The following is a 20,211-nucleotide window of genomic DNA, read 5'->3' on the forward strand; positions in this document are numbered from 1 at the left end:
AGGGATCGCCAAGGCCCCCGTTGTGTAGCGGCCTAGCACGCCGCCCTCTCAAGGCGGTAGCGCCGGTTCGAATCCGGTCGGGGGTACTGGTCTAAACCAATAGGTCTAAACCACCATGGGCTATGGTGTAATTGGCAGCACGAGGGTTTCTGGTTCCCTTAGTCTAGGTTCGAGTCCTGGTAGCCCAGCGCAGTACAACTCGCAGTAAACAGGCCCCCGTTGTGTAGCGGCCTAGCACGCCGCCCTCTCAAGGCGGTAGCGCCGGTTCGAATCCGGTCGGGGGTACGTACAGAGAAAGACCCTCCGCGATGCGGAGGGTCTTTCTCGTATGCGGGCACTACGGGCACTACCGCAGGCGTGACCCCGCCGCCATAATCCGCGCATGGCGCTCCTCCATGGCATGCACCGTACGGTCGCCGTCGCCGATCTGCGCGTCGGAGACCACGCCTGTCTGTTCTTCGGCTCGACGGAGGAGCAGCTGTCCGTGCTGGGATCCCTGGTCGTCGCGGGCCTCGCGGCCCGGCAGAAACTCCTGTTCCTCGCGGGCGGCGACGGCCCCCACACTCCGTACGACCTTCTCGACCGCTGCCGCATACCCCTCCCGGCGAGCAACACCCGCGACGACGGGGTGGCGCAGCGCATACAGATCATGGACGCCGAGGAGTTCTGCCTGTACGCGGGGCACGTCGAACCCAGGCGCATGGTGGGCCGGTTGCGCAGGGAGGCCGACCGGGCGCTCACCGAGGGCTATGCCGGTCTGCGCATCGTCGGCGACATGAGTGTGGCCATCCGGGACGAGGACGCGCTGGGGCAACTGCTGCAGTACGAGGCCCTGCTCGCCCGGGAGTTCAGGCGAGGCTTGACGCTCGCCGTCTGCCAGTACGACGCACGGCGCTTCGACACCGCGCAGCTGAAGGCCTTCGCCTCCGCCCACCCGAGGAGCGTCGACGTCGAACCCCTCGTGCGGACCGCGGAGTTACGCGTTGTCCGTACGTACCATCCGAGCGGGCTCCGGGTGGAAGGAGTCGTGGACATCCGCACGCACCGGCATCTGCGTGGTGCGCTGGGCACGCTGGAGCGGGTTGACGGAGATGTCCAACTCGACCTGTCCCGGCTGGAGTTCCTCGACCTGGGCGGGCTGCGCCTGCTGATGGCGTTCGCCGGATCGCGCCGTGCGGGCAGCCAGGTCGAACTGGCCGGTCTCGCGCCGCATCTGCGCGAAGTGATCGCACTCGTCGGCTGGGACGACACCCCCGGTCTGCGACTGGGAGCGGACCATGTCAACTGACGCTGGTCCGAACGGCAGAGGCTTCGTGCACCACGCCTCGCTCTACGACAGCGACGAGGCGTTCCTGGCGATGGCCCTGCCGTTCGCCGAGGCGGGACTGGAGGCGGGGGAGCCGGTTCTGGCCGCGACCACACCCGCGAATATCGAACTGCTCCGGGACGCCCTCGGGAAACGCGCCCACGCACTGGACACCGCGGAGACGGCCTACTTCGGCCGCCGGCCCGTAGAGCGGGTCTCGTCCTTCCTGCGCTACTGGAACCACCGGCAGATGCCCGGCCGTGGGATGCGGATCATGGCCGAGCCCGTGTGGTCGGGCAAGTCCGCGCGTCAGATCGCGGAGTGGAAGCGGATGGAGTCGGGGCTGAACGTGCTGCTCGCGGACGCCGACCTCTGGATGATCTGCCCGTACGACACCAGGACGGTGCCCCGCGACGTCGCGGAGGCGGCTCACGCCACGCACCCCGGCCATGTGGTCGGGTCCGAGGTGCTGCCCAGTGCGGCACACGTCGATCCGCATGCCTACGCAGCGGCGGCGGACGCCCCGCTGCCGGCGCCGCCCGGTGGTGCTGCCGTGCTGGAGGGGTGTGCCACTCCGGCCGCCGTACGCCGCTTCGTACGCGACCGGGCCGAGGCGGCGGGCCTGGCGGGGGCACGCCTCGCGATGGCCGAGACCGTCGCCAACGAGGCGCTGACCTACCTGATGGGCCACGGGGCCACCGGCGCGCGGGTGTGCGCCTGGGAGGAGCCCGGCGTCCTCGTCTGGGAGCTCTTCGCCGCGGACCGCGCCCCCGCACCGGCCACCTGGGCGGGATTCGCACCGCCCGGCGCACAGGCCGGCGCCGATGACGGGCTGTGGCTGATGCGCAACCTCTGCGAATCGGTGGAGATCCGCACGGTGGACGGCCGGATGAGGCTGCGCCTGCGGTACGCGGGGGCGACCGACGCCGAGCGGCTCTGAGCCGACGGCGTTCCCGCCCCCGGCTTCCGCCCGCACCGCCCGGATCAGCCGCCCGAGCGGCGCAGGGCCTCCGACAGGCGTGCGGCCGAGTCGATGACCGCCTGGGCGTGCATCCGGCCCGGGTGGCGGGTCAGCCGCTCGATCGGTCCGGAGACCGAGACGGCGGCGACCACCCGGTTGGAAGGGCCGCGCACCGGGGCCGACACCGAGGCCACGCCCGGCTCGCGCTCGCCGATCGACTGGGCCCAGCCACGGCGGCGTACGCCGGAGAGGGCGGTCGCCGTGAAGCGGGCGCCCTGGAGACCGCGGTGGAGGCGCTCCGGCTCCTCCCAGGCCATCAGGATCTGGGCGGACGAGCCCGCCTTCATGGTCAGCGTGGAGCCGACGGGGACGGTGTCCCGGAGTCCGGACAGCCGCTCCGCGGCGGCCACGCAGATGCGCATATCGCCCTGCCGGCGGTAGAGCTGCGCGCTCTCGCCGGTCACGTCACGCAGGTGCGTGAGCACGGGTCCTGCCGTGGCCAGCAGCCGGTCCTCGCCCGCCGCGGCAGACAGTTCCGACAGCCGGGGGCCGAGAATGAAACGGCCCTGCATGTCCCTCGCCACCATCCGGTGGTGTTCCAGTGCCACGGCAAGGCGATGTGCCGTGGGTCGTGCGAGCCCGGTCGCCGCGACCAGCCCGGCGAGGGTGGCCGGACCGGACTCCAGAGCGCTCAGTACCAGAGCTGCCTTGTCGAGAACGCCGACGCCGCTAGAGTTGTCCATGCGTCGATACTCGCGTCTCACTCTGTGAAACGCAAGTTCAATTTTCTCGGGAACTTGCGAATCTGGAGGGGAGGCCACACGACGGCCCGTAGCCACCGCCCTGTACGGGGGTCCGGACGGGGGCGACCCGATCTCTAGATGGGTCCGGCGAAGACGCCGGCCGAAGGGAAAGCGATGGGTAGGACACTCGCGGAGAAGGTCTGGGACGACCATGTCGTCAGGCGCGCCGACGGCGAGCCCGATCTCCTCTTCATCGATCTGCACCTGCTGCACGAGGTGACCAGCCCGCAGGCCTTCGACGGCCTCCGCAAGAGCGGTCGCCAGGTGCGCAGGCTCGACCTCACCATCGCCACCGAGGATCACAACACCCCGACCATCGACATCGACAAGCCGATCGCGGACCCGGTTTCCCGGGCCCAGCTGGAGACGCTGCGCAAGAACTGCGCGGAATTCGGCGTACGGCTGCACCCGCTGGGCGATGTCGAGCAGGGCGTCGTCCACGTAGTGGGACCGCAGCTGGGACTGACCCAGCCCGGCACCACCGTGGTCTGCGGCGACAGCCACACCTCGACCCACGGCGCGTTCGGCGCGCTGGCCTTCGGTATCGGTACGTCGCAGGTGGAGCACGTACTGGCCACCCAGACGCTGCCGATGGCCCCGCCGAAGACCATGGCGATCACGGTCGAGGGCGAACTGCCCGCCGACGTAACCGCCAAAGACCTGATCCTCGCGATCATCGCGAAGATCGGCACCGGCGGCGGTCAGGGCTATGTGCTCGAATACCGCGGTTCCGCCATCGAGAAGCTCTCGATGGAGGCCCGGATGACCATCTGCAACATGTCGATCGAGGCCGGTGCGCGGGCGGGCATGATCGCCCCGGACGAGATCACCTTCAACTACCTGAAGGGCCGCGTACACGCCCCGCAGGGCGACGACTGGGACGCCGCCGTCGCCTACTGGCAGACGCTGCGCACCGACGACGACGCCGTTTTCGACGCCGAGGTCGTCATCGACGCCGCCGAACTGGTCCCGTTCGTCACCTGGGGCACCAACCCGGGCCAGGGTGCGCCGCTGTCGGCGAACGTCCCCGACCCTGCTTCGTACGAGGACGCTTCGGAGCGCTTCGCCGCCGAAAAGGCCCTGGAGTACATGGGGTTGACCGCCGGGCAGCCGCTGCGTGAGATCAGGGTCGACACCGTCTTCGTAGGCTCGTGCACCAACGGCCGTATCGAGGACCTGCGTGCCGCGGCCGCGCTCATGGACGGCCGCAAAGTCGCCGACGGCGTACGGATGCTGATCGTTCCCGGTTCCGTACGCGTCGCCCTGCAGGCCATCGAGGAGGGCCTGGACAAGGTCTTTACGGCCGCAGGCGCCGAATGGCGGCACGCCGGCTGCTCGATGTGTCTGGGCATGAACCCGGACCAGCTGGCCCCCGGTGAGCGCTCCGCGTCCACCTCCAACCGCAACTTCGAGGGCAGGCAGGGCAAGGGCGGCCGTACCCACCTGGTGTCGCCGCAGGTCGCCGCGGCCACCGCCGTACTGGGCCACCTGGCCGCGCCCGTAGACCTGTCCGACGCTCCGACGCTCGTGGAGGCCTGAGCAGCATGGCCATGGAAGCTTTCACCGCACACACCGGCCGGGCCGTCCCGCTGCGCCGCAGCAACGTCGACACCGACCAGATCATCCCGGCCCACTGGCTGAAGAAGGTCACCCGCGACGGCTTCGAGGACGGGCTTTTCGAGGCCTGGCGCAAGGACCCGGAGTTCGTCCTCAACCGCCCGGAGCGCAAAGGCGCCACGGTTCTGGTGGCGGGACCCGACTTCGGTACCGGCTCCTCGCGCGAACACGCCGTGTGGGCCCTGCAGAATTACGGCTTCAAGACCGTGATCTCCTCGCGGTTCGCCGACATCTTCCGCGGCAACTCGCTCAAGAACGGCCTGCTGACCGTCGTGCTGGACCAGAAGACGGTCGATGCGCTGTGGGACCTGGTCGACGCCGACCCCACGGCCGAGATCACGGTGGACCTCCAGGACCGTCAAGTTCGTGCCAAGGGCATCACTGCGGACTTCGAACTCGACGAAAATGCCCGCTGGCGGCTGCTGAACGGTCTCGACGACATCAGCATCACCCTCCAGAATGAGCCAGACATCGCGACGTACGAGGCCGGCAGGCCGTCGTTCAAGCCGAGTACGGTGCAGCTCTGACCCCTCGTATCACCCCGTTGCCCCCCGCCGTTCACGGCGGGGGGCAACGGCATGTTCCGGCCTGAACTGGCCTGTAAACGAGGGTGAGTTGACGATTTTTCGGGGCGCATCGGCCAGGTCTCCTGGAGCCCCGGATTCCACTAGTTGCCCCCGCCGGAGGCGACAACTCGCCCCAGATGGCACAATCGGTGCATGGAACGCGACAGTCAACTCAAGCTCTATGAGGCAGTCGCGGACCGGCTGAAAGAAGCACACACAAGGGTGCGCACACTGCAAGTCCCGGAGGGCGTACGGATGGCGCTGACCCGGAAGCTGCTGGTCATAACGGCCGCGGCGAAACACGATCTCGCCGATGCGGCAAGGCGCCTGGACAGGTTGATGAAGGACCTCGACGAGGGTCGATTCCCTGAAGGCGACTGAGACCTGCGGAACTCTGCCAGGTCTACTTCGTTGCGGCACTAGGGTGATTAGCCCGTTTCGTGTTTGATTTGCGGTATATATCTGCCTAACGTGCGAAAAAGCTTGAACACATTCGTTCTGGCAATGTCTCCGAAGGGGAAGACGTGAACAAGGCGCAGCTCGTAGAAGCGATTGCCGACAAGGTCGGCGGCCGCCAGCAGGCGGCCGAGTCGGTCGACGCGGTACTCGACGCGATCGTCCGTGCGGTTGTCGCCGGCGACCGTGTTTCGGTCACCGGATTCGGATCGTTCGAGAAGGTCGACCGTCCGGCCCGTTACGCCCGCAACCCTCAGACGGGTGAGCGCGTGCGGGTCAAGAAGACCTCCGTTCCGCGTTTCCGTGCGGGACAGGGCTTCAAGGACCTGGTCAGCGGCTCGAAGAAGCTCCCCAGGGGCGGCGAGGTTGCCGTGAAGAAGGCGCCCAAGGGCAGCCTGACCGGCGGTGCCGCCCCGACGGTCAAGAAGGCCGCGGCGAAGAAGGCCGCCGCCAAGAAGGCCGCGGCGAAGAAGGCGCCCGCGAAGAAGGTCACCGCCGCCAAGAAGGTGGCGGCGAAGAAGGCGCCCGCGAAGAAGGCCACCGCCGTGAAGGCCGCGGCGGCCAAGAAGGCGGCTCCGGCGAAGAAGGCCGCAGGCGCCGCCAAGAAGGCCACCGCCAAGAAGACCGCGCCGGCCAAGAAGGCCACCGCGAAGAAGGCACCGGCCAAGAAGGCCACGGCGCGCAAGACCACCGCGAAGAAGACCACTGCCAAGAAGTAAGGGCAGCAAGGAATACGCGCCGGGCCGGGCTCCCTCCGGGGAGCCCGGCCCGCGGTGTTTTTACGCGCCCCCGCCCGGGGACGCCGGATCAGAAGGTCTGAAGCGTCACCAGCGTGATGCGCAGATCCGCACCCTCGCCCTCCGCCTCGATACGCACCCGCTGCCCGGGGCGCAGCAGCCGCAGTCCGCCCGCGTCGAAGGCCCGGGCGTCGAAGTCCACCGGGGTGCCGTCGTCGAGCAGCACACTGCCGCTGCGGGTCTCGGAGTCGTACGTGTACGCGGTCGCCTGCATGGCGGCAGCGTACCTATACAAGCGGCGGCCCGTCGGCGAGGGCCTCGCTCTGCCGGGCCGTGCGCGGGCCGACACCGAGCGTCAGCGCCGCCCGCAGATCGTTACCGGTGTCCACGTCCTGGCGTACGGAATCCACCGCGTCGAGCAGGATTTCCCGCGCGCCGGAAGCGGAATGCCGGGCACGCGAAGGGCCGCCGAACGACGGCGCCAATTCCGCACCGGGTGCAGCAGAAAGCAGAGTCGTCCCGATTCCCGCCGCGTCCGCCAGAAATGCACGAGGAAATACGGCCGCATAATCGAGCACCTGCTGCAATTCAGCGGGACGCAGTGCGGGCAGATCTGCATTCAGCGCGGCGACCGCAGCGCCCGGCCGCAGCGCCCGTATCGTGCGCGCCCCGTGCGTCAGGGCGGCGTTGAGGCCCGCCGCCGGGGTGTCTGCCACTATGCGCGCCCCGAGGGCGGCCAGGGCGGCCCCCGCCGAGGTGTCGTCCGTGACGACCACCACATCACGTACGGCAGGACAGGCCAGCGCCGCGGCCACCGTGTCCTGGGCAAAGGCGAGAGCGAGCCCCGTACGCAACGCGTCGCCGGCGAAGGGGGCAAGCCTGCTCTTGGCCAGCAACAGGGGCTTCAGCGGGACGACCAGGGACCAGGGAGCGGTCCGGAGCGTGTTCAGTGGCGAGCCCTCCGTCCAATGCGCGTCGGGCCCCATTGTGGCCTGTCCGTGCGGCAGTCAGGCGGTCCGGTCGCGTACCCGGGGCGTACGGTGTTCTCGACAGACAGGGGGCCTGGGGCGACACTTGTGCGGCTGACCAGGCACACAAGTACAAGCAGCCCGGTCCTAGAGGAAGGTGTCCGAGTGTCCCGCCGCAGAATCGGCTTCTGGTACCGCCTGGCGGCGGTCATCGCTAAACCGCCGCTGGTGGTTCTGTTCAAGCGGGACTGGCGCGGAATGGAGCACATTCCGGCCGAGGGCGGATTCATCACCGCGGTCAATCACAACTCGTACCTCGACCCGCTCTCCTACGGGCACTTCCAGTACAACACCGGACGCGTACCCCGCCTGCTCGCCAAGGCCGGCCTGTTCAAAACCCCTTTCGTCGGCATGATGCTGCGCGGTACGGGCCAGATCCCCGTCTACCGCGAGACCACCAACGCACTTGACGCTTTCCGGGCCGCCGTGGACGCCATCGAGCGCGGCGAATGCGTCGCCTTCTACCCCGAAGGCACCCTCACCCGCGACCCCGACATGTGGCCCATGGCCGGCAAGACGGGAGCGGCGCGCGTGGCCCTCCTGACCAAGGCCCCCGTCATTCCGGTCGCCCAGTGGGGCGCCAACTTGGCGATGCCGCCGTACGCCAAAGAGGACAAACTCCGGCTCTTCCCGCGCAAAACCCTTTCGGTGCAGGCCGGACCGCCGGTCGACCTCAACCGGTTCTACGACATGGAACCGACCCCCGACGTGCTGCGCGAGGCGACCGAGGCCATCATGGCCGCCATCACCGGGCAGCTCGCCGAACTGCGCGGCGAAACCGCGCCCGCCCAGCCGTACGACCATCGCAGGGCCCGTGCGCAGCAGCGGCGCGAGGCCGAAGGAGAGAGCGCAAAGTGACACGCCAGCCGGTCAAGGCGGCCGTATTCGGAACGGGCTCCTGGGGTACGGCCTTCGGCATGGTGCTCGCCGACGCGGGCTGTGAGGTGACCCTCTGGGGCCGCCGTGCCGAGCTCGTCGACGCCGTCAACACCACCCGTACCAACCCGGACTACCTGCCGGGCATCGAACTCCCCGCGGCGGTACGGGCCACCACCGACCCGGCCGAGGCCGCACAGGGCGCCGATTTCACGGTGCTCGCCGTGCCCTCGCAGACGCTGCGCGGGAATCTGGCCGCCTGGGCGCCGCTGCTGCGCACCGACACCGTGCTCGTATCCCTGATGAAGGGTGTCGAACTCGGCACCGCGAAGCGGATGAGCGAGGTGATCGAGGAGGTCGCCAAGGTCCCCGCCGAGCGCGTCGCCGTCCTCACCGGCCCCAACCTGGCCAAGGAGATCGCCGCCCGCCAGCCGGCCGCCGCCGTGGTCGCCTGCCGCGACGAGGAGACGGCCACCCGCCTCCAGTCCGCCTGCCACACGCCGTACTTCCGCCCGTACACCAACACCGACGTCGTCGGCTGCGAGCTGGGCGGCGCCGTCAAGAACGTCATCGCCCTCGCCGTCGGCATCGCGGACGGCATGGGCCTCGGCGACAACACCAAGGCGTCGCTGATCACCCGCGGACTCGCCGAAACGACCCGCCTGGGCCTCGCGATGGGCGCCGACGCGCACACCTTCGCCGGCCTCGCCGGCATGGGCGACCTGGTCGCCACCTGCTCGTCGCCGCTCTCGCGCAACCACACCTTCGGCACGAACCTCGGCCGCGGCATGACGCTCCAGGAGACCATCGCCGCGACCAAGCAGACCGCAGAGGGCGTCAAGTCCTGCCAGTCCGTGCTGGATCTGGCGCGGCGCCACGGTGTCGACATGCCGATCACCGAGACGGTCGTGAGCATCGTCCACGAGGGCAAGCCGCCGATCGTCGCGGTCAAGGAACTGATGTCACGCAGCGCCAAGCCCGAGCGCCGCTGAGCCCATCTGGACGCACCGCTCGCACCGCCGACCCCTTCTTCGTGCGCCTCTCGCGCCGCTTCGCGGGCTTCGCGGTGCAGCGGTGTCCTCCGGCCACCGGCCCGAGGAGCTCCGGCCACCGGCCCGGGGCGCCGGGCAGCACGCCGCGCCGCGCCCGCACTCCACGGCGCCGGATGTGCACGGTAGTCTCATCGCGATATGAGCAGCGAGAACCTCCCCCAGAGCCCTGCGCAGGAGCCCCGCAAGCCGCGGGTGGCCGTCGTCTTCGGCGGTCGCAGCTCCGAGCACGCCATCTCGGTCGTCACGGCCGGCGCCGTACTGCGGTCCATCGACCGTGAGAAGTACGACGTACTGCCGATCGGCATCACGACGGACGGCCGCTGGGCCCTGACCGCCGACGATCCCGACCGGATGGCCATCGCCGACCGCGCGCTGCCGAGCGTCGATGACCTCGCCGAGTCGGCGGAGGGCGGCGTCGTGCTCTCGGTCGACCCGGGCAGCCGCGAAGTCGTCTACAGCGAACCGGGCGCGGTGCCCAAGGTGCTGGGCGAGGTCGACGTGGTCTTCCCCATGCTGCACGGCCCGTACGGCGAGGACGGCACCCTCCAGGGCCTCCTCGAACTCGCCGGTGTCCCGTATGTCGGCTCCGGGGTGCTCGCCTCGGCCGTCGGCCAGGACAAGGAGTACATGAAGCGGGTGTTCATCTCCTTCGGGCTGCCGGTCGGCCCGTACGAGGTCATCCGCCCCCGCGAGTGGGAGAACGACCCCTCCGCCGCCCGCAAGAAGATCATCGGCTTCGCCGGCGACCACGGCTGGCCGCTCTTCGTCAAGCCCGCCCGCGGCGGATCGTCCATGGGCATCACCAAGGTCGACGACCTCTCCGGTCTCGACGAGGCGATCGAGGAGGCGCGGCGCCACGACCCCAAGATCCTGGTCGAGTCGCTGCTGCGCGGCCGTGAGATCGAGTGCGGTGTGCTGGAGTTCGAGGACGGCCCGCGCGCGAGCGTGCCCGCCGAGATCCCGCCCGTCACGTCCCACGACTTCTACGACTTCGAGGCCAAGTACATCGACTCGGCGGCCGGCCTCGTGCCCGCGCCGCTGACCGAGGAGCAGACCGACGAGGTACGGCGCCTCGCGGTGGACGCCTTCGACGCCGCGTCCTGCGAAGGCCTCGTACGCGCGGACTTCTTCCTGCTGGACAGCGGGGAGTTCGTGATCAACGAGATCAATACGATGCCGGGCTTCACGCCGATCTCGATGTACCCGCGCATGTGGCAGGAGACCGGCGTCTCCTACCCGGAGCTCGTCGACCGGCTGATCCAGGCCGCGCTGCGCCGCTCCACGGGCCTGCGCTAGGGCATGTCCGGCGGATCAGGCCGGCTTCAGGGTGCGGCGCGTTCTCTGTGCAGATGGGCGTGCCAGGCCCCGCGGCCCAGGCATGATCCGCCGGACACGCCCTAGGAGCTCCACGGGTGCGCTAAAGACTCTTGGGCACTGTCTTCTTCACGGCCCCCGCGAAGGCTGCCAACGGCGTCACGTCGTGGGCGTACTTCGCGGGGAGCGTGACCTCGACGTAGGCGTCGCGGTAGGTGGTGGTGAAGCGCCGGCGGGCGTCGCCCTGCGGCTCCAGCATCCAGTTCACGCCGTCCGCTTCCACCGCCTTGGCCCGGGGGTCGCTCATCTTCTCCGGCCGGGGCACACCGCAGCGCAGTACGATCGCCGGATCTCCCCACACAGCGGTGAGGTCCGACTCCGGCTCCGCGGTGCGCCGCTCGTGCCCCGCCACGGACTCCGGCAGCTCACGGTGCAGCGCCCGGCACAGCCCGGCCTCCTCCGCGGACGGAGCGGGAGGAGGGACCGCCACGGCGTCGTCCGTGAAGGAGCAGCCGGCGGCGGCGAGCAGCATCAGCGCGGCGGACGGCAGGCAGAGAAGCCGGCGGGAAGAAGTCACCGGCCAAGCGTAGACGGGGGCTAGATGTGCACGACCGGGCAGGTCAGGGTGCGGGTGATCCCGTCCACTTGCTGGACCTTGGCGACCACCATGCGGCCGAGGTCATCGACCGTATCGGCCTGCGCGCGCACGATCACGTCATAGGGTCCTGTCACGTCCTCGGCCTGAATCACTCCCGGGATCTTGCCGATGGTCTCGGCGACGGTCGACGCCTTTCCGACTTCGGTCTGGATGAGGATGTACGCCTGTACCACGGAACCTCCAGGGCGGCCACGAGGATCATGTGGGGAGAAGAGACGCCACCGTATCGCGTCGTCGTGGGCATCGGGGAGACCCGCGCGCCCGCCGACGCGGGGAGCGCGGCGTACGGAGAACTGAAGTTGACGTATGAGTTGACGGTACCTACAGCAGTGATGGCTCGCGACCGCAAGCGCACTGGGGCAGAAGGGGCACATCCATGAAGGGCACAGTGGGCGAGCTGGGCGAGTTCGGGCTCATCAGGGAGCTCACCTCCCGGCTCACCACCACACCGGCGGTACGTCTCGGGCCCGGCGACGACGCCGCGGTCGTGGCGGCACCCGACCGCCGGGTCGTGGCGAGTACGGACATCCTGCTCGAAGGCCGCCACTTCCGGCGCGACTGGTCGACGGCGTACGACGTGGGCCGCAAGGCGGCGGCCCAGAACCTCGCCGACATCGCCGCGATGGGCGCGGTCCCGACCGCGCTGCTCCTCGGCCTCGTCGTCCCCGCCGAACTTCCCGTCGCCTGGCCGACCGAGCTGATGGACGGCATCAGGGACGAATGCCAGGTCGCGGGCGCCGCCGTCGTGGGTGGCGATGTCGTACGCGGGGACACCATCACCGTCGCGATCACCGCGCTCGGCGATCTGCGCAACCACGAGCCCGTGACGCGGTCCGGCGCCCAGCCCGGGGATGTCGTCGCGGTCACCGGCTGGTTGGGCTGGTCGGCGGCCGGGCACGCGGTGCTCTCGCGCGGCTTCCGCTCGCCGCGCGCCTTCGTCGAGGCGCACCGGCGCCCCGAGCCGCCGTACCACGCGGGCCCCGCGGCCGCCGGGCTCGGCGCCACCGCCATGACCGACGTCAGTGACGGGCTCGTCGCCGACCTCGGGCACATCGCGGAGGCCAGCAAGGTCCGTATCGACCTGCGTTCCGGGCTCATCGACATCCCGACCCAGATGTCGGACATCGGGCAGGCGGTGGGCGTCGACCCGCTGCAGTGGGTGCTCACCGGGGGAGAGGACCACGCGATCGTGGCGACGTTCCCGCCGGACGCGAAGCTGCCCGCGCGCTGGAAGGTGATCGGCGAGGTCCTCAACCCGTCGGCGCTGCCGCAGGTGACGGTCGACGGGGCGCCCTGGACCAGCAAGGGCGGCTGGGACCACTTCGGCGACATTGAGACGGCTCCGTAGAACCGGGTCGAACCGGTTAGATTCGCAGGCATGCGAATACTTCCTTGCGTCCTCACCGTCGCCGGATCGGATTCCGGCGGCGGTGCGGGCATCCAGGCCGACCTCAAGACGATGCTGGCGCTCGGCGTGCACGGCATGAGCGTGCTCACGGCGGTCACCGCGCAGAACTCCCTGGGCGTGCAAGGCGTCTGGGACCTTCCCGTCGAGGCCGTACGGGCCCAGTACCGCAGCGTCGTCGACGACATCGGCGTACAGGCCGTCAAGACCGGCATGCTGTCCTCGGCCGAACTGGTCGAAACCGTCGCAGAACTGCTGGCAGACACCGACGCCCCGGTGGTCGTCGACCCGGTCGGCGTCTCCAAGCACGGCGACCCGCTGCTCGCCACCTCCGCGCTCGACGCCGTACGCAAGCGCCTCCTGCCGACGGCGACCGTCGCCACCCCGAACCTGGACGAGGTGGCCCAGCTCGCCGGCGTACGCGTGGAATCCGAGGCCGACATGCGGCGGGCGGGCGACGCGATGCTCGAATTCGGGCCCAGGTGGGTCCTCGTCAAGGGCGGCCACCTGCCCGGCGACGCGCTGGACCTGCTGACGGACGGCCGCGAGGAACACTGGCTCCGCGCCCCGAGGCACGACAACCGCCACACGCACGGCACGGGCTGCACGCTGGCCTCCGCGATCGCCTCGGGACTCGCGAAGGGGCTCGACGTGCCGCAGGCCGTGTCCGCGGCCAAGGAGTGCGTGACCGAGGCGATCGCCGCCGGGTTCGCACTCGGCGAGGGGATCGGCCCGGTCGACCACGGCTGGCGGCTCAGGCGTAGTCCTTCAGCCTGATGTTGGTCGCCGCCTTCTCGGTGAGCCTTTTGAAGACCCCGGCGAGCAGGCGCGAACTCAGCATCCGGTACGCCCGGTCGCGCTGGCGGATCTTCTTCTCGGTGGGCGGCGCGAGGAACGGACCCGCGTTGCCCGCGGTCTTCTGGCAGCCCTTCGCGAAGTCGCGGATCTCCGCCTCGTACGCGGCGAAGGCGGTGCGGTGGTCGCCGTGTGCGGCGGCCAGTTCCCCGGCCAGGACATGTGCGGCGACAACGGCCGCGCCGGTGCCCATGCCGCCCATCGTCGCGCCGTAACCCGCGTCGCCGATCAGTACCACGCGGCCCGTGGACAGGCGGTCGATGCGGATCTGCGCGATCGCGTCGAAGTACAGATCGTCGGCCCGCTCCAGCGCCCGGAGTATCCGGGGCGTCTCCCAGCCCATGTCCGCGTACCGGTCGGCGATGATCTTCTTCTGCCGGTCGATGTCGCGGCGGTCGAAGTCGAGCCGCTCGGACTGGAAGACCATGCCCGCGCCCGCGCGGTCCGGATCACCGTCGTAGTTGTTGATGTTGATCATGCGGCCCGGGTCGCTGTAGATCCGGGCGGTGCGGTCCAGGCCCAGGTGATTGGGCACGGAGAAGCCCGCGACGTAGTAGCCGAGGAAGTGCAGATACTGCGACTCGTCGCCGAAGGCGAGGCGGCGGGTGCGGGAGTGCAGCCCGTCGGCGCCCACCACGATGTCGAAGCGGCGGGGCGTGCCCCGGTCGAATGTGACGTCCACTCCGTCGGCGTCCTCGGTGAGCGTGGCGATGGAGTCGCCGAAGACGTACTCGACCCGGTCTTTGGCGCGCTCGTACATGATCTCGGCCAGATCACCGCGGGCGATCTCCACGTCGCCGCTCATCATCGCGGACGGCAGGTCGACCCGGGCCTCGCCGTGCTCGTCGACGATGGTCTGACGGCCCATGCGGGTCTGGCGGACGTGGATGTCGTCCCAGATGCCCATGGCTTGGAGAACGGTGCGGTGGACGTGACCGCGGAAGTCGACGGCGAAGCCGCCGGGGCGCAGGGCGGGGGCCTTCTCGACGACGGTTACGGCGGCGCCGTAGCGGGCGAGATTGAGGGCGAGGGCGGGGCCGGCGATGCTGGCGCCGGAGATGAGGACGTTGAGGTCGCGCAGCTGCGTTGTTGTCATGCGGCGAGCTTCGCGGCGGCGGCTTACCGGAGGCTTACCGCTCGCTGACGGCTGCTGACCGCAGTACCTTTCCCCGCAGCTCCCGCCCCCGCGCGTACGCCGTCTCGTACGCCCCCGGCCCCAGCTCCGCCCGCACCCGATCCCGTACACCCACCACATCCGGATCCAGATCGAGCGCCGCCCCCCGCAACCCCTCCGCCGCCCCGAGCAACCCCGCACCCTCCTCCGCACCCGCCAGGGACGCCATCGCCTCCGCCACCTCGGCCAGTTCGAGCGGCCCAGGCTGCTCCAGCGCCAGCTCACGCGCCTGCCGGAACCATTCGGCGGCCTCACCGGGCCGCCCCTCCGCCCCGGCGGTACGCCCGAGCCCGACGAAGATCCGCAGTGTTTCCCCGACGCTGAACCACGTTGCCGCACAGACTTCGAGCGCCGCCTCGTAGTGCTCACGCGCCCCCGCCGTGTCACCGGCCAGCCGGGCCGCGTCACCGAGGCCGCGCCAGGCACCCGCCACCTTGTCGGGCACGCCGACGCGGCGCGCGAGAGCAGCGGCCCGCCTGAAAAGCTCGACGGCGTCGGCCCGGTGACCCGTATGCAGCATCACCGTGGCCCGCCGCTGCAGCAGATCGGCGGTCTCCTCGGGAGCCTCCAGTTCCTGTACGAGGACGAGCGCCTCGTCGACCAGCGCGAGCGCACGCCCGCTGTCCCCGCGCCAGTACGCGAACATGGCCAGCGGATCGAGGCAGTTGGCCGCACCCCACCGGTCACCGGCAGCGCGGAAATCCTCCAGAGCATCGCCGAACGCGGCCTCGGACAGCGCAGGACGGCCGGCGATCAGCTCCTGGAAGCCCCGGCCCATGCGGAGCACGGCCCCGGCCCAGAGGCCGTCGCCCAGCTGCCTGCGCGCCCACTCCTCGTCGCCGGTCTGCGGCCCGTTCACCAGCGACCACAGCACGAGCGTGAACGGCAGCCGCAGCGGCCGGTCGAGGCCGGCAAGCAGAGCGGCCGCGCGCTCGGTCAGCGCTGCCTCGCGCGGATCGCCCTGACCGGTGAGGGCATTGATCGCGCACAGGACGTACTCCTCGGTCAGCCCCTCGGGCGGCTCGGTCTCGACGGCTGCCAGCAACTCGACGGCGAGCGGCACCAGCTCACCCTGCCGGCCGCGCAGCCGGACGTACCAGGAAATACCGGCCATCAGGCGAAGCCCGGTGACCGGATCGCTGTGGCGCAGCGCCGCAAGGAGGTTGGCGTGCTCGGCATCGAGCCGCCCCAGCCACGCCAGTTGCGCGTCACCCCGCAGGAACGGCTCTGCCGTCTCGGCGAGATCGAGGAAGTACGCGGCATGAGCCGCACGCAGCGCCTGTTCCTCACCGGCGAGCCGCTCCGCGCAGAAGACCCGGATGGTGTCCAGCATCCGCCACCGCCCGTCCGCCACCTCGACAAAGGACTTCTCGGCGAGCGAGGCCAGCACGTCATCAGCGTCGGGCACGTCGCAGACCCGCTCGACCGCATCCAGGGTCGCGCCCCCTGCGAACACGGTCAGCCGCCGCGCCAGCCGCCGTTCCTCGTCGTCGAGCAGCTCCCAGCTCCACTCCACGACCGCGCGCAGCGTCCGGTGCCGCGGCGCTTTCGTCCGGTCGCCGCGCGACAGCAGCCGGAAGCGGTCGTCGAGCCGGTCGGCGATCTCGTCGACGGTGAGCGTACGCAGCCGGGCCGCCGCCAGCTCGATGGCGAGCGGCAGCCCGTCCAGCGCGGCACAGATGCGCTCCACACGGACGTCGGGCAGGAATCCGGGCCGCACCGCGGCCGCACGGTCGGCGAAGAGCGCGGCGGCGCTGCGCACGGCCAGCGGGTCCAGCGGAAGCAGGACTTCGCCGGTGATGCCCAGCGCCTCCCGGCTGGTGGCCAGGACCCGTACGCCGGGGCAGCCGGCCAGCAACTGACCGGCCAGCCGGGCCGCGGCCTCCACCAGGTGCTCGCAGTTGTCGAGCAGAAGCAGCAGCTCCCGCCCTTCGAGCGCGGCAAGGAGCCGCTCGGTGGCGTCACCGGCCCGGTCGTGGAAGCCGCTCTCCCGGACCCCGAGCGCGGTCAGCACGGCGTACGGCACCTGCGCGGCGTCGGAGAGCGGCGCCAGTTCGACGTAACAGACCGTCCCGGCCCACCGCCCGGCCGCCTCCACCGCCAGCCGCGTCTTGCCCGCGCCGCCGGGCCCGCTCAGCGTCACCAGGCGTGCCGATGCGAGCAGGTTCCCGATCCGCTCCAGCTCGTCCGTACGCCCCACAAAGCTGGTGAGCTGCGCGGGCACTCCGCGCGGGGCGGCAGTCCCTGTCCCGGGTGACCGACCGCGCAGGAACTCCAGATGGAGCGCCGCCAGCTCGGCGGAGGGATCGGCGCCGAGCTCGTCGGCGAGAGTGCGGCGGGCCTCCTCGTACACGGTCAGCGCCTCGGCCGGGCGGCCGTCCGCGTGCAGGGCCCGCATCAGCTGCCCATACAGCCGTTCCTGCAGCGGGTGTACGGCGATGAGCCGGCGCAACTCAGGGACGAGTTCGGGGCCGCCTCCCAGCATGAGGTCCGCCTCGATGCGGTCCTGGAGCGCGGCCAGCCGCAATTCGTCCAGCCGGGCGGCCTGCGCCTCGGCGAACGGCAGCCCGGCCAGGTCAGCCAGGGCGGGCCCGCGCCAGAGACCGAGCGCCTCGCGCAGCAGCTCCGCTGCCTGCCGGTGGTCTCCGGCGGCCAGGGCCCGGTGCCCTTCGCGGGAGAGCCGCTCGAAGCGGTGGGCGTCGACATCGTCGGGGTCGGCGACGAGGCGGTAGCCGGCGGGCAGCGACTCGATGCGTACGCCGAGACGCTTGCGCAGCCGCGACACCTGGGACTGGAGGGCGTTGGCGGCCCCGGCCGGCGGCTCGTCGCCGTACAGACCGTCGGTCAGCCGCGCCGTGCCCACCATCCGGCCCGCGTCGAGCAGCAGGAGGGCGAGGAGGGCGTGGGGGCGAGGGCCACCAGGGTCGAGCGCGGGTCCGTCGCCTTCCCCGTCGCCTTCATCCTCATCGGAACGTATGTCGAAGGGACCCAGGATTCCGAAGCGCATCGCCAGATTCTGGCAGCTCACAGGGGCCGCGGAGGGGGCAGGGCACAAAAAAACCGGCCCACCCGAAGGTGGACCGGTTTTTAAGCAACCAGCAGGTGGCCGCGCTTGGCATACGTCAGCGCGAGACCTTGCCGGCCTTGATGCACGAGGTGCAGACGTTGAGCCGCTTCGGCGTCCGACCGACCACTGCACGCACGCGCTGGATGTTGGGGTTCCAGCGACGAGACGTACGGCGGTGCGAGTGCGAAATGTTGTTGCCGAAGCCCGGCCCCTTGCCGCAGACGTCGCAGTTGGCAGCCACGGGTCACTCCAAAGACTTCAGGTGCACTTACAGTGGATCCCGGCATGCCGGGATCGAAGAATCGAGTGGCGTAGCCGGGGGAAAGTCCCGATTTTCATCGGGCAACCGGAGCAGCATACATCGGCTGCTCCCGTACAACGAAACTACCATGGCTGCCGCGGCCCCCGTCCCGGCCCCTGCCTCTGAGCGGGCCCCTTGCGGGACTACCCTGCGGTGCAAACCGCTCTCAAGGAGGACGCCAGGTGCCGCAGACCCTCGACGCCGTCGCGGTGCGAGCCTGGTGCTCACTGGCCTTGGAAGCGCTGGGCAGAGCCCGCGAGGAAATCGACGCGATCAACGTCTATCCGGTCGCGGACGGAGACACCGGAACCAACCTCTATCTGACCGTGGAATCCGCCGCCCAGGCGGTCGAAGCCGTCTTCACCGCGCACGAGACCGTTACGGACCCGGCATCGGTGCCCGCTCTCGCGGACGCGGTACGGGCAATGGCTCACGGCGCGCTGCTGGGGGCGCGGGGCAACTCGGGCACGATCCTGGCGCAGCTGCTGCGCGGCATGGCGCAGGTGCTGTCCGACGACTCGACCGCCCTGCGCGGCGCCCTGCGCAAGGCGGCCGAATCGGCGTACAAGGCGGTCGCACACCCCGTGGAGGGCACCGTCCTGACGGTGGCCACTGCGGCGGCCACCTCGGCGGAGACCGCCGAGGGCGGGACGGCGGAGGTGGCGCGCGCGGCGTACGAAGGGGCGCGCACGGCGCTCGACGCGACACCTGGGCAACTGGAGGTGCTGGGCCGCGCGGGCGTCGTCGACGCGGGCGGGCAGGGGCTGCTGACCGTACTCGGCGCGCTGGTCGAGGCGGTCTCGGGCGAAGCGGTCGCTGTACGACGGCGCGGAGAGCTGCCGCACCCGGTGGACCACTGCCCGGCGGACTCACCGGAGTCGGCAGGCTCTACAGAGGGGGTCGGCGGCCCGGCCTTCGAGGTGATCTACCTGCTGGAGGCGGACGACGCGGCGGTGGACCGGCTGCGGACCCGTCTCGACGGCCTCGGCGACTCGCTCGTGGTCGTCGGCGGCGACGGCCTGTGGAACGTCCATGTGCACGTGGACGACGCGGGCGCGGCCGTGGAGGCGGGCGTCGAGGCGGGCCGCCCGTACCGCATCCGCATCACCCACTTCGCCGCCGACCGTGGCGCACCCCGCCGCGAGCGGGCCCAGCGGGCGGTCGTCGCCGTGGTCCCCGGCGAAGGCCTGGCGGGCCTGTGCGCCGAGGCGGGCGCGACCACGGTGCTCGCACGCCCCGGGGAGCCGCCCGCGAGCGGCGAACTGGCGGAGGCGATCCGGCGCGCGCACGCGCTTGAGGTGGTCCTACTGCCGAACGACGCCGACCTGCGGCACACGGCAGCCGCGGCTGCGGAACAGGTCCGTACGGAAGGTGTACGGGTCGCGCTCATCCCCACCCGCGCGGCGGTCCAGGGCATCGCGGCCCTCGCCGTCCACGAGCCGGACCGCAGCTTCGACGAGGACGTGGTGGCGATGACGTCGGCGGCGGGAGCCACCCGCTACGGCGAACTCACCGTCGCGGAACGGCAGTCCTGGACGATGGCGGGCATCTGCCAGGCCGGTGACGTCCTCGGCCTGATCGACGGCGACGTGGTGGTGATCGGTTCCGACCTGACGGCGGCGGCCCGTACGGTCCTGGACCGGATGCTGGCCGCGGGCGGCGAAATGGTCACCCTGGTCCTGGGCGAAGAGGCGCCGGAGGGGCTGGCGGAGTACCTGGAGGCCCACGTCCGCGAATCACACCTGGCGGTGGACACGGTGACGTATGACGGAGGCCGCCAGTCGTCCCCGCTGCTGATCGGCGTGGAATGAGAGCGCCCGGGAACAGGATCCGCGGTACCGCGGATCCTGTTCCCGGGCGCTTCGGGCACACCTGTCGAGCCCGAGCCAGAGCCATGGTGTGCAGTGACTCCGCCTGTGCGTGAACGCGGTGGCTTCTCACTCGCCCGCCGATGCGGACTCATGACGGACAAGCCCTGCCCGATGCCGAAGGGCATGCCGCGAATGCAGCGCCTTGCAGACGCCTGTGCTCCCGG

The 20,211-nt window shown here is 70.6% G+C and carries 20 protein-coding genes and 3 tRNA genes; 15 read left to right on the forward strand and 8 right to left on the reverse strand.

Annotated elements, in window-relative coordinates; genetic code table 11:
• Positions 1 to 13: 13 nt before the first annotated feature.
• The 5 genes from J7I98_RS27675 (at position 14) to J7I98_RS27695 (ending at position 2,246) form a co-directional block, all read left to right on the forward strand.
• Positions 14 to 86: transfer RNA gene (locus J7I98_RS27675), tRNA-Glu, on the forward strand.
• Between the two features lie 30 nt (positions 87 to 116).
• Positions 117 to 188, forward strand: a tRNA-Gln gene (locus tag J7I98_RS27680).
• A 24-nt stretch (positions 189 to 212) separates the two neighbouring features.
• A tRNA-Glu gene (locus J7I98_RS27685) sits at positions 213 to 285 on the forward strand.
• A 97-nt stretch (positions 286 to 382) separates the two neighbouring features.
• Positions 383 to 1,288, forward strand: a complete 906-nt coding sequence (locus tag J7I98_RS27690) for an MEDS domain-containing protein (RefSeq protein WP_214927659.1) — start codon at positions 383 to 385, stop codon at positions 1,286 to 1,288.
• Positions 1,278 to 2,246 carry an MEDS domain-containing protein gene (locus tag J7I98_RS27695; RefSeq protein WP_214927661.1) on the forward strand — a complete coding sequence of 323 codons (969 nt, stop codon included), beginning with the start codon at positions 1,278 to 1,280 and terminating at the stop codon, positions 2,244 to 2,246. The genes J7I98_RS27690 and J7I98_RS27695 overlap by 11 nt, the downstream gene beginning before the upstream one ends.
• Positions 2,247 to 2,290: 44 nt before the next feature.
• On the opposite strand, the gene ndgR is transcribed toward J7I98_RS27695, so the two are convergent.
• Positions 2,291 to 3,010 carry an IclR family transcriptional regulator NdgR gene (gene ndgR, locus J7I98_RS27700; protein WP_028813744.1) on the reverse strand — a complete coding sequence of 240 codons (720 nt, stop codon included), beginning with the start codon at positions 3,008 to 3,010 and terminating at the stop codon, positions 2,291 to 2,293.
• A gap of 174 nt (positions 3,011 to 3,184) precedes the next feature.
• Between ndgR and leuC the strand changes: the two genes are divergently transcribed.
• The 4 genes from leuC (at position 3,185) to J7I98_RS27720 (ending at position 6,428) form a co-directional block, all read left to right on the forward strand.
• A complete protein-coding gene (leuC, locus tag J7I98_RS27705; protein WP_214927681.1) occupies positions 3,185 to 4,609 on the forward strand; it encodes a 3-isopropylmalate dehydratase large subunit in 1,425 nt (474 codons plus the stop codon).
• 11 nt (positions 4,610 to 4,620) lie between these two features.
• Positions 4,621 to 5,214: a 3-isopropylmalate dehydratase small subunit gene (gene leuD, locus J7I98_RS27710; RefSeq protein WP_214927863.1), complete on the forward strand. Its 594-nt coding sequence runs from the start codon at positions 4,621 to 4,623 to the stop codon at positions 5,212 to 5,214.
• A 192-nt stretch (positions 5,215 to 5,406) separates the two neighbouring features.
• Positions 5,407 to 5,634: a hypothetical protein gene (locus tag J7I98_RS27715; protein WP_028813741.1), complete on the forward strand. Its 228-nt coding sequence runs from the start codon at positions 5,407 to 5,409 to the stop codon at positions 5,632 to 5,634.
• Positions 5,635 to 5,777: 143 nt separating this feature from the next.
• Positions 5,778 to 6,428, forward strand: coding sequence for an HU family DNA-binding protein (locus tag J7I98_RS27720; RefSeq protein ID WP_214927683.1), 651 nt, complete (start codon positions 5,778 to 5,780; stop codon positions 6,426 to 6,428).
• A gap of 88 nt (positions 6,429 to 6,516) precedes the next feature.
• On the opposite strand, the gene J7I98_RS27725 is transcribed toward J7I98_RS27720, so the two are convergent.
• Entirely contained in the window at positions 6,517 to 6,720 is a 204-nt protein-coding gene (locus J7I98_RS27725) for a hypothetical protein (protein WP_214927695.1), read from the reverse strand.
• 13 nt (positions 6,721 to 6,733) lie between these two features.
• Complete coding sequence (gene cofC / locus J7I98_RS27730; protein WP_214927702.1) at positions 6,734 to 7,432, reverse strand: 2-phospho-L-lactate guanylyltransferase; 699 nt, start codon at positions 7,430 to 7,432, stop codon at positions 6,734 to 6,736.
• 147 nt (positions 7,433 to 7,579) lie between these two features.
• On the opposite strand from cofC, the gene J7I98_RS27735 reads away from it, so the two are divergent.
• The 3 genes from J7I98_RS27735 (at position 7,580) to J7I98_RS27745 (ending at position 10,698) form a co-directional block, all read left to right on the forward strand.
• Positions 7,580 to 8,332, forward strand: a complete 753-nt coding sequence (locus tag J7I98_RS27735) for a 1-acyl-sn-glycerol-3-phosphate acyltransferase (protein ID WP_214927704.1) — start codon at positions 7,580 to 7,582, stop codon at positions 8,330 to 8,332.
• Entirely contained in the window at positions 8,329 to 9,342 is a 1,014-nt protein-coding gene (locus J7I98_RS27740) for an NAD(P)H-dependent glycerol-3-phosphate dehydrogenase (protein ID WP_214927706.1), read from the forward strand. The genes J7I98_RS27735 and J7I98_RS27740 overlap by 4 nt, the downstream gene beginning before the upstream one ends.
• A gap of 198 nt (positions 9,343 to 9,540) precedes the next feature.
• Positions 9,541 to 10,698, forward strand: coding sequence for a D-alanine--D-alanine ligase family protein (locus tag J7I98_RS27745; RefSeq protein WP_214927708.1), 1,158 nt, complete (start codon positions 9,541 to 9,543; stop codon positions 10,696 to 10,698).
• Positions 10,699 to 10,819: 121 nt separating this feature from the next.
• Here the strand turns inward: J7I98_RS27745 and J7I98_RS27750 are convergent, their stop codons facing one another.
• Positions 10,820 to 11,248, reverse strand: a complete 429-nt coding sequence (locus J7I98_RS27750; RefSeq protein WP_214927864.1) for a DUF3515 domain-containing protein — start codon at positions 11,246 to 11,248, stop codon at positions 10,820 to 10,822.
• A gap of 65 nt (positions 11,249 to 11,313) precedes the next feature.
• Positions 11,314 to 11,547 carry an Lrp/AsnC family transcriptional regulator gene (locus J7I98_RS27755; RefSeq protein ID WP_159686611.1) on the reverse strand — a complete coding sequence of 78 codons (234 nt, stop codon included), beginning with the start codon at positions 11,545 to 11,547 and terminating at the stop codon, positions 11,314 to 11,316.
• 203 nt (positions 11,548 to 11,750) lie between these two features.
• Between J7I98_RS27755 and J7I98_RS27760 the strand changes: the two genes are divergently transcribed.
• Both J7I98_RS27760 and thiD read left to right on the forward strand, forming a co-directional pair.
• Entirely contained in the window at positions 11,751 to 12,722 is a 972-nt protein-coding gene (locus J7I98_RS27760; protein WP_214927711.1) for a thiamine-phosphate kinase, read from the forward strand.
• A 30-nt stretch (positions 12,723 to 12,752) separates the two neighbouring features.
• Positions 12,753 to 13,556 (forward strand): bifunctional hydroxymethylpyrimidine kinase/phosphomethylpyrimidine kinase, encoded by an 804-nt coding sequence (gene thiD, locus J7I98_RS27765; protein WP_214927713.1) that lies wholly within the window; start codon positions 12,753 to 12,755, stop codon positions 13,554 to 13,556.
• On the opposite strand, the gene J7I98_RS27770 is transcribed toward thiD, so the two are convergent.
• From J7I98_RS27770 to rpmB, 3 genes are all read right to left on the reverse strand, one after another.
• Positions 13,534 to 14,730: an FAD-dependent monooxygenase gene (locus J7I98_RS27770; protein WP_214927715.1), complete on the reverse strand. Its 1,197-nt coding sequence runs from the start codon at positions 14,728 to 14,730 to the stop codon at positions 13,534 to 13,536. The genes thiD and J7I98_RS27770 overlap by 23 nt on opposite strands.
• Positions 14,731 to 14,764: 34 nt before the next feature.
• Positions 14,765 to 17,815 (reverse strand): BTAD domain-containing putative transcriptional regulator, encoded by a 3,051-nt coding sequence (locus J7I98_RS27775; RefSeq protein ID WP_214927722.1) that lies wholly within the window; start codon positions 17,813 to 17,815, stop codon positions 14,765 to 14,767.
• Between the two features lie 115 nt (positions 17,816 to 17,930).
• Positions 17,931 to 18,116: a 50S ribosomal protein L28 gene (gene rpmB / locus J7I98_RS27780; RefSeq protein ID WP_003957616.1), complete on the reverse strand. Its 186-nt coding sequence runs from the start codon at positions 18,114 to 18,116 to the stop codon at positions 17,931 to 17,933.
• A gap of 242 nt (positions 18,117 to 18,358) precedes the next feature.
• Here rpmB and J7I98_RS27785 point away from each other — a divergent pair, with 242 nt between their 5' ends.
• Entirely contained in the window at positions 18,359 to 19,987 is a 1,629-nt protein-coding gene (locus J7I98_RS27785) for a DAK2 domain-containing protein (RefSeq protein WP_214927724.1), read from the forward strand.
• The last annotated feature ends 224 nt before the right edge of the window (positions 19,988 to 20,211 follow it).

Origin of the sequence: Streptomyces sp. ISL-98 (assembly GCF_018614055.1) — a bacterium.
GTDB classification, from domain to species: Bacteria; Actinomycetota; Actinomycetes; order Streptomycetales; family Streptomycetaceae; genus Streptomyces; species Streptomyces spiramyceticus.

Coding starts and splice junctions, on each gene's coding strand:
- J7I98_RS27715 (WP_028813741.1), top strand. CDS start 5,407: ATGGAACGCGACAGTCAACTCAAGCTCTATGAGGCAGTCGCGGACCGG.
- leuD (WP_214927863.1), top strand. CDS start 4,621: ATGGAAGCTTTCACCGCACACACCGGCCGGGCCGTCCCGCTGCGCCGC.
- leuC (WP_214927681.1), top strand. CDS start 3,185: ATGGGTAGGACACTCGCGGAGAAGGTCTGGGACGACCATGTCGTCAGG.
- J7I98_RS27695 (WP_214927661.1), top strand. CDS start 1,278: ATGTCAACTGACGCTGGTCCGAACGGCAGAGGCTTCGTGCACCACGCC.
- cofC (WP_214927702.1), bottom strand. CDS start 7,432: ATGGGGCCCGACGCGCATTGGACGGAGGGCTCGCCACTGAACACGCTC.
- J7I98_RS27760 (WP_214927711.1), top strand. CDS start 11,751: ATGAAGGGCACAGTGGGCGAGCTGGGCGAGTTCGGGCTCATCAGGGAG.
- J7I98_RS27775 (WP_214927722.1), bottom strand. CDS start 17,815: ATGCGCTTCGGAATCCTGGGTCCCTTCGACATACGTTCCGATGAGGAT.
- J7I98_RS27690 (WP_214927659.1), top strand. CDS start 383: ATGGCGCTCCTCCATGGCATGCACCGTACGGTCGCCGTCGCCGATCTG.
- J7I98_RS27770 (WP_214927715.1), bottom strand. CDS start 14,730: ATGACAACAACGCAGCTGCGCGACCTCAACGTCCTCATCTCCGGCGCC.
- J7I98_RS27725 (WP_214927695.1), bottom strand. CDS start 6,720: ATGCAGGCGACCGCGTACACGTACGACTCCGAGACCCGCAGCGGCAGT.
- J7I98_RS27745 (WP_214927708.1), top strand. CDS start 9,541: ATGAGCAGCGAGAACCTCCCCCAGAGCCCTGCGCAGGAGCCCCGCAAG.
- thiD (WP_214927713.1), top strand. CDS start 12,753: ATGCGAATACTTCCTTGCGTCCTCACCGTCGCCGGATCGGATTCCGGC.
- ndgR (WP_028813744.1), bottom strand. CDS start 3,010: ATGGACAACTCTAGCGGCGTCGGCGTTCTCGACAAGGCAGCTCTGGTA.
- J7I98_RS27750 (WP_214927864.1), bottom strand. CDS start 11,248: ATGCTGCTCGCCGCCGCCGGCTGCTCCTTCACGGACGACGCCGTGGCG.